Source organism: Sphaerospermopsis sp. LEGE 00249, from assembly GCF_014299995.1.
GTDB classification, from domain to species: Bacteria; Cyanobacteriota; Cyanobacteriia; order Cyanobacteriales; family Nostocaceae; genus Sphaerospermopsis; species Sphaerospermopsis kisseleviana.
Genome location: NZ_JACJUZ010000016.1, coordinates 47,649 through 59,544, shown reverse-complemented (window position 1 = coordinate 59,544; position 11,896 = coordinate 47,649). Strand labels below are relative to the sequence as shown.

10 protein-coding genes are annotated in these 11,896 nt (G+C 38.1%); 4 read left to right on the top strand and 6 right to left on the bottom strand.

The features are described from left to right. Window positions 1–217: 217 nt before the first annotated feature. From H5968_RS08130 to H5968_RS25575, 3 genes are all read right to left on the bottom strand, one after another. The gene (locus H5968_RS08130) at window positions 218–334 is read right to left on the bottom strand and encodes a photosystem II reaction center protein I (protein WP_013190888.1); all 117 of its coding nucleotides are present in this window, start codon (window positions 332–334) and stop codon (window positions 218–220) included. 281 nt (window positions 335–615) lie between these two features. Beyond that, window positions 616–1,308: a DapH/DapD/GlmU-related protein gene (locus tag H5968_RS25950; RefSeq protein WP_187039531.1), complete on the bottom strand. Its 693-nt coding sequence runs from the start codon at window positions 1,306–1,308 to the stop codon at window positions 616–618. 452 nt (window positions 1,309–1,760) lie between these two features. Then, window positions 1,761–1,889, bottom strand: coding sequence for a hypothetical protein (locus H5968_RS25575; RefSeq protein ID WP_255427075.1), 129 nt, complete (start codon window positions 1,887–1,889; stop codon window positions 1,761–1,763). A gap of 463 nt (window positions 1,890–2,352) precedes the next feature. Here H5968_RS25575 and H5968_RS08120 point away from each other — a divergent pair, with 463 nt between their 5' ends. Next, on the top strand, window positions 2,353–2,682 hold the full coding sequence (locus H5968_RS08120; protein WP_187039530.1) for a hypothetical protein: 330 nt from the start codon (window positions 2,353–2,355) through the stop codon (window positions 2,680–2,682). Between the two features lie 713 nt (window positions 2,683–3,395). Beyond that, complete coding sequence (glgP, locus tag H5968_RS08115) at window positions 3,396–5,960, top strand: alpha-glucan family phosphorylase (RefSeq protein ID WP_187039529.1); 2,565 nt, start codon at window positions 3,396–3,398, stop codon at window positions 5,958–5,960. A gap of 695 nt (window positions 5,961–6,655) precedes the next feature. On the opposite strand, the gene H5968_RS08110 is transcribed toward glgP, so the two are convergent. The 3 genes from H5968_RS08110 to H5968_RS08100 form a co-directional block, all read right to left on the bottom strand. After that, window positions 6,656–7,087 carry a DUF29 domain-containing protein gene (locus H5968_RS08110; protein WP_187039528.1) on the bottom strand — a complete coding sequence of 144 codons (432 nt, stop codon included), beginning with the start codon at window positions 7,085–7,087 and terminating at the stop codon, window positions 6,656–6,658. 432 nt (window positions 7,088–7,519) lie between these two features. After that, window positions 7,520–8,347 carry a DUF429 domain-containing protein gene (locus tag H5968_RS08105; RefSeq protein WP_187039544.1) on the bottom strand — a complete coding sequence of 276 codons (828 nt, stop codon included), beginning with the start codon at window positions 8,345–8,347 and terminating at the stop codon, window positions 7,520–7,522. Between the two features lie 427 nt (window positions 8,348–8,774). Next, window positions 8,775–10,214: a GTP-binding protein gene (locus H5968_RS08100; protein ID WP_187039527.1), complete on the bottom strand. Its 1,440-nt coding sequence runs from the start codon at window positions 10,212–10,214 to the stop codon at window positions 8,775–8,777. A 302-nt stretch (window positions 10,215–10,516) separates the two neighbouring features. Here H5968_RS08100 and H5968_RS08095 point away from each other — a divergent pair, with 302 nt between their 5' ends. Next, window positions 10,517–11,338, top strand: coding sequence for a class I SAM-dependent methyltransferase (locus H5968_RS08095; protein WP_187039526.1), 822 nt, complete (start codon window positions 10,517–10,519; stop codon window positions 11,336–11,338). Between the two features lie 404 nt (window positions 11,339–11,742). Further along, window positions 11,743–11,889: a hypothetical protein gene (locus tag H5968_RS08090; RefSeq protein WP_162501893.1), complete on the top strand. Its 147-nt coding sequence runs from the start codon at window positions 11,743–11,745 to the stop codon at window positions 11,887–11,889. Window positions 11,890–11,896: the final 7 nt, after the last annotated feature.

The following is an 11,896-nucleotide window of genomic DNA, read 5'->3' as shown; positions in this document are numbered from 1 at the left end:
GAAAATCGAGCTAACAACAAGCCAGATATGAAAAACCAAATATTTAGCCGGAAGGATGATTTACACTTGGCCTTCCGACTTTTGCCTTCTGCTGACTTGTAGCAAGCCGCCAAAAGGACGACACAGTATCATTTTCCAGATTTGTGCCAGTGTTTAGGCATTGAGTGTCTTCCACCTTCCAGCAGTTGCAGTTAATAACAGATGATTTGTTGTCTTCCTATTCTAAATCCCGACGGCCAGGGTTGCGAGCAGGGTCATTTGACAAAAATCCAAACACAAAAATTCCTACGAAGAAGGCAACAACAATATAAACAGCGATTTTTAAAGTCACCATAGAATTATCTCCCAGGGGTAAGACAAAAAACTTTTCAGCAATCTCTATCTTACTCACATTTGGTTCTTTTTTGGAGGGCAGGAGTTCAGGAGGCAGTGGTTCGACACTTCGACCGCGCTCAGTAGGGTATACCTGAAAAAGTGTGCATTTTTTGGGATTTCGAGAGATAGCAAAGAAATTTTCAAACCTCCTCCTGAGTCCTGGGGCAACCACGGGGGGTTTGCCCCTACTGACTCCTGACTCCTATTCCCTCATGAAAAGACTTTCTCAGCAAACCCTAATTAAGAATACTGCACCATTTCTTTAGCTGTCCGGCTTTTAATCACTTTTGCAGGTATACCAACAGCGACGGAATAGGGAGGAATATCTTTAGTTACCACTGCTCCTGCACCAATTACGCTACCTTTGCCAATAGTTACACCATCTAATACAGTAACTCCATGTCCTAGCCAACAATCATCCTCAATCACAATTCCCTGACGGGTAACGCCCTGTTTTTGCATTGGCAATAATGTATCTGTAAAATTGTGATTATTTGCATATATACCAGATTGAGATGCGATCATACATTGCTTACCAATCCTAATATTTCCAGGTCCAGCAATACAGACATTTTGTCCAATGAATGTATCTTCCTCTATGTGTATACAAGTATTTTCCAAACAGCCTATATCTACGTTACGCTCAATTGCTACTCCATTTCCTAAATAAATTTTATTGTTTGGGTGTCCTTTGGCATCTAAACGCACATTTTTAAAGATGTGTACTCCATTACCAATTTCAATAGAGGTGGTAGAGAGAAATTCTACACCATGCTGAATATACACGCCATCACCCATAGCTGCAAAAAGACGGCGATATACTAATCTTCTCAGTTGTGGTCCCCAAAAAATTGCCGGAATATCACCTAATAAGGTGGTTAATAAAAGTTCTGGTAGTCGCTGTAATTTGTCAGAATATAGTTGGTTAATCATGGCTACAAATATCTCACATAAGTTTTGTGTGACAGGAAAATATTGTCTTGTTGCTTAACAGACAATGTAATTTTTATTCCGAGTATTTAGTAATCAGTAATCAGTAATCAGTTATGATCTGGAATTTATGAGCATTTTTAGCGAAGAATTAGCAATTGATTTTGGTATCAGTCTGCTCTAAAAATTCTGTAAAATTAGTCTGAAAAGCAGTTTTAGCTGACTGCTGATTGCTGATAGCTGAATACTTACTTTTTTTGAATGAGCAATTATTGTAATGATTCAGGATACAGAATACAGAATACAGAATACAGCATACAGAATACACAGGACTTCAAGGATGATGCTGGAAATGTTTGACAAAATCTTGAATCTTTTAATTCTGAATTGTAAAATTTTTCTGAATCCTGAATTTTGACAATAAAGACAATAAATTAGTATTTTTTTATAAAAGTTTATGGTGGAGTATCTCCCACGTCTGCCATGATATTGAAGTTGACCATCGGTGCAAACAAGTAAGCACTTCCCCGATTGCTGTGACGGCTTTCTGGTAATAAATTTGTAGAGTATGATGCTCTAATCATGCTGCACACAAAGGACTTATAGGCTAGGGAAATCACGCTTTCAATAACATTAGCGATTTTGAATGACAATTGATCTTCACAATAACATAATTTATTTTTAATGAACAACTTTAAACAAAAAATCCGTTTATTCTCTATGATTTGTATCTGTAAAAATTGTGATATTGCACATTTTTATACTGCTATAAATAGTATTTTATGACTCAGATTTTATGTTTGATAGCTGGCTTTCTGTAGTCTTACTCACTACTATTAATTGATCATCAACTAGGATTTCTCCAAGGCTGACTGCTGATATAGGACTTTTATTTGATTTTGGCGATCGCAAGGTACACCTTGATTGCTTCTTACCCGTTTTCTTTTCCCTGTTACCTTCCCTAAATCACTTTTTTGCACCATGCACAGGACAAAAATCCACTTACAGAGTAGAATATCCCTTTTAAGTAACACCTACGGTTAAATCATGATTACAATTAAAGAAATTGTGCAGCAAGCTTTAACTACTGGCTATTTGAGTGCTACAGCAAAACATCAGATCCATAAACTTCTGCAAACAAATTATGACTCAGAAGACCTAGATGCGTTAATTATTTTACAACGTTCTATTGTGGCGGGTGCAGTTAACCAAGAGTCACTTCGTAAAAAAAATTACTCTGACATAGCTTCCAAAGATAAGAATGCTTCTCCAAACATCAAACTGGCTTATAAAATAGCTGCTGAAATGGCTTTTGCGGCTGCAATAGCCTTAACTATGCCACATAATCCCCAAGATCAGCCTTCTATCGGTACATAAGTATATCAATGATCACCTGATTCATTTTTTCCTGAGCAGAATATTAATAAAATATTAATAAATATTAATAAAATATTAATAAAATATTAATAAAATATTCATTTTACAAAGCTGGGTGTAGTCGCAGTTGTTCACTCTTGGGAAGAATTTGGTGGAGAAAATTTGTTTATTCTCTGTTGAATTAGACAAATTTTAGGGATTTATGTGCAAATAAACCATAAATTACACAAATTACAAATTTTTTTTACAAATTTTTGTGGTAGATTACTTTACTGCTAAACTGCTAAAAATATTAAGAAATAATTAAAAATTATCCGGTTGGTTGATGTGGTGGTTAGTATTTTTGGGCTAAAGTGTTAGTAAATTTAATGATAACTATAATTTTTGTTGCCAAAATCGGTGATTGATCATTGAAACCTAATAATATTCAGGGTTTCACTACTGCCGTTTGCCTGTTGCCTCTTGCCTGATGCTATACAAGTAACAATGAGAAACTGAATTTGATGCCAATAGGAAATTCAGGAATGGAAACCTATAGACCAAGAACGTTGTTTGGTGTAAACTCTAGCAAAGTATAAGACAATAATTCTTAATGCTTAACAAAGTCATCAGAAATTCACAAACATAGTATAAAGAATTGGCAACACCCAGTAAAAACAGTAAACAATAACAGTAAACAATAACCATAACAGAATTAGAACTTTTGCCATACTATGCAGCCAATTCGCACATTTAACGTTTCTCCTTCACTACCGCAGCGACTAGAACCACTGCGAAAACTAGCATACAATCTACATTTTGATTGGAATGTTGAGAGCAAAGACTTATTTCGTCGATTAGACCCAGATTTGTGGGAATCAAGCCGACATAACCCAGTTTTGATGCTAGGTACTATCAGTCAAGGGCGATTATTGGAAGTTGTCGAAGATGAAGGTTTCCTAGCACAAATGGATCGTGCTGCTCGACAACTAGAAGATTATTTACAAGAGCGCACTTGGTATAACAAACAACGCGGATCAACCCAAAAGGAATGTTACGCTTACTTTTCCGCTGAGTTTGGACTGGTAGATTGTTTGCCGATCTATTCTGGCGGTTTGGGTGTTTTGGCGGGAGATCACCTCAAATCTGCTAGTGATTTGGGATTACCTTTGGTTGGTGTGGGTTTACTCTACCAACAAGGTTATTTTGCCCAATATCTGAATGCTGATGGTTGGCAACAAGAACGCTACCCCATCAACGATTTTTATAATATGCCTTTGCACTTAGAACGCAATCCCGATGGCTCAGAGCTAAGGATTGAGGTAGATTATCCAGGACGCAAGGTATACGCTAGGGTATGGCGTGTGCAGGTGGGAACAGTTCCCCTGTATATGCTGGATACCAATATTGAACCTAACAAAGCTTATGATCATGACATCACCGATCAGTTATATGGTGGTGACATTGATATGCGTATCCACCAGGAAATGATGCTGGGGATCGGTGGTGTGCGGATGTTAAAAGCCTTGGGTTACAAGGTGACAGCTTACCATAAGAATGAAGGTCATGCGGCTTTCTCAGCTTTAGAACGCATTCGGATGTTAATCCAGGAAGACGGTTTGAGTTATTCTCAAGCTAGACAAGTGGTAGCTTCCAGTAATATCTTTACTACCCATACCCCTGTACCCGCTGGTATTGATTTGTTTGCTCCCGATAAAGTTTTGTATTATCTGGGATATTATGCAGATATCTTTGGTTTGCCCAAAGAACAGTTTTTAGGTTTGGGACGGGAAAATACTGGTGATTTATCCGCGCCTTTTAGTATGGCGGTGTTAGCTTTGAAAATGGCGACATTTTCCAATGGTGTGGCACAGTTGCACGGTGTGGTATCTCGGCAAATGTTCCAAGGTTTATGGAAGAAAGTCCCCGTTGATGAAGTGCCAATCACTGCTATTACTAATGGTGTTCACGCTCGCAGTTGTGTGGCTAAATCAACTCAGGAGTTGTACGATCGCTATCTTGGTCCAAACTGGTCATCAGTACCACCAGATAATCAGTTATGGGAACGGATGGACGCGATCCCAGATGAGGAGTTATGGCGTAATCATGAACGCTGCCGCCTGGATATGATTTTGTATGTGCGGGATCATTTGGTTAAGCATTTACGCGATCGCGGTGCTTCAGCTTCTGATATTGCCCAAGCTCAAGAAGTCCTTGATCCCAATGTCTTAACCATTGGTTTTGCTCGTCGTTTTGCTACCTATAAACGCGCTACGCTCTGGATGCGTGATTTAGAAAGGATCAAGAAGATTTTATCAGGACATAAACACCGCAAGGTACAGTTTGTCATTGCTGGTAAAGCACATCCTAAAGATATTCCGGGGAAAGAACTGATCCGCGATATCAATCACTTTATCCGCGAAAACCATCTGGAAAAACAAGTGGTGTTTGTTCCAAACTACGATATTCACATTGCTCGGTTGATGGTAGCTGGTTGTGATGTGTGGTTAAATACACCACGTCGCCCCCGTGAAGCTTCTGGTACTAGCGGCATGAAAGCAGCAATGAACGGACTACCTAATTTAAGTGTACTTGATGGTTGGTGGGATGAAGCTGATTATGTACGTACTGGTTGGGCGATCGGACATGGGGAAAATTACGAAGATCCCAACTATCAAGATGAAATAGAAGCTAATGCTCTTTATGAGTTGTTAGAAAAAGAAGTTGTACCCTTATTCTATGATCACCGTGATGGGGATGGTTTACCCCGTGCTTGGGTAGCAAAAATGAAAGATGCTATTCGGTTAAATTGTCCGTTCTTTAATACAGCGCGGATGGTGCGAGAATATGCATTAAGAGCTTATTTTCCTGCCAGCGATCGCTATCATACCCTCACGGCTAATAATTATGCCCCAGCGAAAGAATTAGCAGCTTGGAAAGCAAAACTTGGTGAACATTGGTTTAACATCAAAATCAAAGATATTGATGTCGGAGCAGCTTCAGAAATTGAAGTTAATCAAACTGTGGCTGTAAAAGCTAAGGTTGATTTAGCAACTTTAACAAATGAAGATGTGCAGGTAGAATTATACCAAGGTGCTATTGACGCTAACGGCAATATTGTCAATGCTGTTCCTGTAGTTATGGATTACCAAGGACAAGATGACCAAGGTTTAAGTGTCTATATTGCTGATATCACTTATACCTCTTCTGGTTTGCAAGGTTTGTCTTTGCGGGTGTTACCACAAAACCAATACCTTTCAAATGCTTATGAACCCAGGTTAATCGCTTGGGCGGAATAGGGTAATTTTGGATTTTGGATTTTGGATTTTGGATTTTGGATTATTTTTCTAAAGTCTAAAATCTAAAATCTCAAATTTTTCTCCCTATTGCCTATTCCTTTCTTACTGTCACCTGTCACCTAATTTTGTCTGAATCAGGATATCCAGGATTTACAGCTATTTTCAGGTAAATAAACCACATTTTAATTTAGGTTTCGCGTCAACAAACAATGTAGGGGCGTTCGCGAAGCGTGCTGGAAGCATCAGCATTCGGACAATTAATTAGGGGTTGCTGAGAAAGTCTTTCCGTGAGGGCATAGGAGTCAGGAGTCAGGAGTCAGGAGTCAGGAGTCAGGAGTCAGGAGGAGATTTGAAAATTTCTTTGCCATCTCTTGAAATCCCAAAAAATGCACACTTTTTCCGGTATACCCTTCAAAACCCTTGCACTAATTTCTGTGTTTATCAGCCTCTAACCTTTAATATATCAAGGTTTTAGGTTTATTCAGCAAACCCTAATTATCGGTTTTTACCTAAGACTATCATCCGAATGCTTCGCCCTTACTGTGGTTTAAAGACATGAAAATTGTGCGTATCAAATCTTCCTTGTCTACTTTCCCTCCGTGTCTTCCAGATCCTGCGTTAACAGATAATATTAAAAACCCACCCCTGTGAGGTTGGGGGGATCTACAAATATCTAACATCGCCATTTATTAGTTTTATTGCTTGGGAAACCAATCTTCATCTAAAGCTTGGGAGAGAGTAATTTCTGCTTCTGGGGGAAGTGTAAATAGTTTAGAGACAGATTTTATAGCGACAGGATAGGCTTTTGCATACATAGTAATAAGTTGAGGTTTGAGGCTGGGGCTATCTTCTAATCTTGTTTGAATTTGGGAACGAAAGTTAACAATTTCCGCAGCCCAGTGATTACCTGATCTTGGTTTTTCCGATTCCCAATAGGCTAATTTTAAAAGATGTTCTAAAAGCCGGGTTAAAAGACTAATCAATGCACGTTTATCATTTTTACCCATGCTTTCTATCTCTTCTATTAAATTTTCCCAATCTATATCATTAAAATTTCGTTCTCGCAGTTTTTGTAATGTTTCTTGTATCCATTGGTTATAGTCAGTTTCATAGGGTGTTGATGTCATTCTTTTTTCTCCTGTTAGGTTTATATAACCGTAAACAGTTTCTACTTTATAGATTTTATCTTTTTTTTGGTCTTTTGTGATTTTTTGTCAGCATCAGGATGTTTAGGATTTAAGGATTTCCAGGATGTTATTGTTAGAATCAGGATTTCCAGGATTTGAGGATTTACAGGATGTGATTGTCTGAATCAGGATTTCCAGGATTTGAGGATTTACAGCATAAAATGATCCGAAATGGGGGAAAATGCTATTGAAGCATCATCTAAATGCTACCCTAACCCAGCTTTAATATATGAATGAACAGCGTCTACAGGCATATTATCAGCTAATTCAACAACTGCTAAGTTGTGCATATGGGGAAGAATCGGCAATATTAATATTTCTTGAGTTGTGGAATACTGACCACTTTTCTCCCTAGATAAACAATAGCTAATTCTAATTCTTCCTCCTGACTCCTGACTCCTTGATCTCCTGACTCCTTGATCTCCTGACTCCTGACTCCTGACTCCTGACTCCTGACTCCTGACTACAAATTCTCTCAGGTACAACTATATAACCTGTACTTTCATCTCCTAAGACTAGGTTTTTTTCTGTTCCCCAAAACCACCAATAAGCACTAACATAAGCACAAATTAAACTATCTAATTTATCTTCGGTTTCTTTGAGTTGTTTTCCTGTGTTGGGTATTTCTGAAGGAAAGGAACTACAGATACATGGAGAAGATAAAGGAGGAGAAATAACAGGAAGAATCTCAAGAATGTAATTATATAACTTGAGCAGTTCTAATCGGCGTTCGTGGATTTTTCCTTTTTTATATTTTAAGATTTTTTCTAATCTAAATAAATTAACTATTGCTGGATGGGGAAATACTTCTATTTGATATCTCCCTAATTTTTGAGGTTCAATTTTAGGCGCGTGCATAAATCCCCGTGATTCTAATTCTAAACCAAAGTTAATTGTGCGTTCTGCAAAAGCTAGGTTTTGATTTGCTGGGTAGCATCCCGCATGATATTTACCAAAGTATTTATGACTGAGTTTATCTGGTAAGCGACTACCTGTAGAATTTGGTATTAATGTGGGTGCATCTACAGCAATTATGGCTGGTTCTTCTGGTTTGATGATCTGATCAATCCAAGTTAATATATCTGCAATGGCTTCCTGGCGATCTAAATCCAAAAGTTGCAGTTTTTCATCTTTTAATTCTAAACAACATAAACCACTTGGTTGAGATTGCCAGCCTAAATCAATACCTATAAATTTCATCATAATTAGGTAATTGGTAATTGGTAATTGGTAATTGGTAATTGGTAATTGGTAATTGGTAATTGGTAATTGGTAATTGGTAATTGGTAATTGGTAATTGGTAATTGGTAATTGGTAATGGGTAATTGGTAATTGGTAATGGGTAATGGGTAATTGGTAATGGGTAATTGGTAATTGGGTTATTTGTCTTTCCTCCTGACTCTTGTACGGGCGTTCGCGAAGCGTGCTGGAAGCATTAGCATTCGGAAAATAACCTTTTCATACAATTGATACAGCAGATTCCATTGCTATGAGGTACAAATTTTAATAATAAAACTCTTGTGGGGTGGGCATCTTGCCCGCCCGTGGTGTACCTCATAACACCAGAAAGTGCTGTAATTAGTCGCCCGAATGCTTCGCCCCTACGACTCCTGAGTCCTGAAAACTTTCACTTTCTTCTAATTTTTATCAATAACTCATCTTTAATGCGGTTTAAAATTGATGTTTCATCCAAGCTGGATAAAATTTTACTGACTACTGCTTTTGGTCCTTCGGGTCCCCAGGTTGCGCCATTGGCTAAATACGCTTTGGTGACTTGGCCAATACCATAGGATGATACTCCCGCTACACCTGCTTGAGTTACAGCTACGGATAAATAAGGTCCAAGGGCAACTCCCGCTGTGGCTGATGTAGAGATACCCAGTAAGGTTTTTAAACCACTTAAACCTAAATTTGCTAGTAGTTCACTAGCGCCTATTCCGCCCATACTCAGGGCGATTTTTTGCAGTAGTTGTACCGCTCCCTTTTCTGTCATTTGGATGCCATAGAGTTTAGATAAACCTAAAATCAAAGAAATATCAATAACGATACTGCTGAGGATATCAACTACAGTCACGGGATTAAGGGCGATCGCTAATGCTTTAGTCATCACCGCTTTCCAAATTAAATCATTAGCGTTCTGTTCCCGAATTTCTAATTTTCGCTGGATAACTTGCTCATTTACTGTGTCAGCATAAAGCATGGTGTTGAGCGCAACTAACGCTTTACCTTCCCGTTGCAAAATCTCTAAAATCTTGAGTTTTAGTTGATCTACTTGTGCTTGACCTTGACGTAACTGTATACCTCTACTACCATCAGCACGAACTACGGCAGTTTTAACTAAAGGTGAAGCCGCAGACATGACTATTTCATCAGGTGATAGCAACTCTCGTACTCTATCATCGCGGATTTTTTCGTAAATAGCGATCCGGTCTGTTTCTGGATATTGATCTACTTTGTTAAACACCAAAATCATCGGTTTACCCACTTCTCGCAACTGAGAAAGCGCCATCTGTTCAATTTTGGTCAGATCACCAGAAATCACAAACAGAATTAAATCGGCTTGTTTTGCTACCTGTTGAGCTAACGCAGCGCGGGTTTCTCCATCTACTTCATCTAAACCCGGTGTGTCAACTAATTCTACCTGAGATTGTCCAGTTGAGGGAAAGGTGGCTTTTAATGTACCAATAGCTTCTTCACTGATACTCCAATTTACCTTTTGTTCTGTACGGGTAACACCGTGTAAAGGTCCTGTTTCAAATACCTGCTGGCCTACCAAAGCATTAAGTAGGGAAGATTTACCCCTTCCTACCATGCCAAAAGCTGCTATTTGCACTACCATACTTTCTAGTTTGCCCAGCATGGTTTCTAAGTCGGAAATTTCCGCTTCTAGTCCAGATTTTTCTTGGGTGGTAAGATCAAGATTATTGACTAAATTTCTCAGTGCTGTTTTTGCTTGTGTATAGTTAAGTTCTGCTTGAATATCTTTAAAGGTGAAAATGGCGCTATCTAGTTCTTCTTCCCAGTTGGGTGTATTACTGTTTTCAGGTTGAGGTAATGTCGATGTCATGGGATTTTAGATTTTAGATTTTAGATTTTAGATTTTAGATTTTAGATTTGGGATTTGGGATTTTGGGCAATGATTCAGAATACAGAATACAGAATGAATTAGAGTTTTCGAGTCATTGGTTTGAACAATAGCCGTTTTCAGTTCAGCCTAAGTGAGAGTAGTTGCGGGAGGCAGCATTTTTTGAATGAATAATGAATATAGAATATATTTATTTTTAATTTGTGTAATTGCTCTTAAAATAATCGCACTATACTTAGCACGACTAATTAATTTTTCAAATAGCCATTATTATAACATAGATCATGAAAGAATTAGCACAAGTCAAAAATTTATATCCCCAAGACTTAGAACTGAGAAAAAACTGGTATTCTCCTGTAGCAGCAGCTTATGACAAGGTAAGACCACGTTATCCCAAAGAAATAATTAACCGAGCTATAAAAATAGCTAAACTTACCCCTAAAAGGAAAATTTTGGAACTAGGATGTGGTCCTGGAAATGCAACTGTATCTTTTGCGAAATTAGGATTTTCAATGGTTTGTTTAGATCCCAGTCAAGCAGCTTGTAAATTTGCCAGAAAAAACTGTGCAGCATATCCCAATGTAGAAATTCAACAGACGACATTTGAAGAATGGAAATTAACACCAGGAAAATTTCATGCTGTTTTAGCAGCGACTTCTTTTCATTGGATGAACCCAGAAACAGCTTATGAAAAAGCCGCTGCTGCTTTAAGAGATGATGGGGCTTTAATTTTGTTGTGGAACATGACACCCCAACCTGATTATGAAGTATACCAAAATTTGCATGAAATTTATAAAATTTATGCTCCATACTCAGCCAGATATGAAGATGTAACAGATCAAGAAAAAATAGTTAAATCCTTTGGAGAAAAAGCCATTGATTCAGGAAAATTCACAAACTTAGTTTCTGGTCATGTAATCTGTGAAGTAACTTATCATGTTGATGATTATTTATTATTGTTAGGTACGCTTTCACCTTATTTAAAATTAGAAGTTGGAATCAGAGATGGTTTATTTACGGGGTTAAAACAAAAGATTGATCAGCTTTATGGAGGAAGGATTAATATTTCTTATATTTCAGCTTTTCAGGTAATGAAGAAAGTTTAGAGGATTTTTGTGTGAGAGGATGTTTGAACAGTGGTATCCCGTGATTTTAATCATATTTTTACCCCCCTTAATCCCCCATTATCAAGGGGGGAAACAAGAAAATCCAGTTCCCTCCCCTGAAGGGGAGGGTTAGGGATCTCACAGGGGTAGGTTTTTAATATTAACTGTGAAGGCAGGACCAGGAAGACAAGGAGGGAAAGTAGACAAGGAAGATTTTCTACAAAAAATGTACTTCGGCTTCGCTCAGTACAAGGTCTGTTGAGCCTCAGTTTTTGTTACTAATTGTACATTATTGATACGTATTTTCTCCCTTGCTACCTTGTCTGCCTTGTCCTCCAAGTCTTGCCCTCACGACAATGTAAAATACCTACCCTTGTGAGGGGTTAGGGAGGGGTAAAAAATATTTGATACACTCTCAGGGACTTTTAAAACATCCTCTTATAGCTATTACGCCTTTGGGCGAAACACTAGCACTTTCCTCTCCTGATAGACAAGGAATGTCCGAAAAAGTAGTACAGTTAAAAATTGATCTAGTAGCGTTAGCATCTTGACAAAATC

Coding starts and splice junctions, on each gene's coding strand:
- H5968_RS08130 (WP_013190888.1), bottom strand. CDS start 334: ATGGTGACTTTAAAAATCGCTGTTTATATTGTTGTTGCCTTCTTCGTA.
- H5968_RS25950 (WP_187039531.1), bottom strand. CDS start 1,308: ATGATTAACCAACTATATTCTGACAAATTACAGCGACTACCAGAACTT.
- H5968_RS25575 (WP_255427075.1), bottom strand. CDS start 1,889: ATGATTAGAGCATCATACTCTACAAATTTATTACCAGAAAGCCGTCAC.
- H5968_RS08120 (WP_187039530.1), top strand. CDS start 2,353: ATGATTACAATTAAAGAAATTGTGCAGCAAGCTTTAACTACTGGCTAT.
- glgP (WP_187039529.1), top strand. CDS start 3,396: ATGCAGCCAATTCGCACATTTAACGTTTCTCCTTCACTACCGCAGCGA.
- H5968_RS08110 (WP_187039528.1), bottom strand. CDS start 7,087: ATGACATCAACACCCTATGAAACTGACTATAACCAATGGATACAAGAA.
- H5968_RS08105 (WP_187039544.1), bottom strand. CDS start 8,347: ATGAAATTTATAGGTATTGATTTAGGCTGGCAATCTCAACCAAGTGGT.
- H5968_RS08100 (WP_187039527.1), bottom strand. CDS start 10,214: ATGACATCGACATTACCTCAACCTGAAAACAGTAATACACCCAACTGG.
- H5968_RS08095 (WP_187039526.1), top strand. CDS start 10,517: ATGAAAGAATTAGCACAAGTCAAAAATTTATATCCCCAAGACTTAGAA.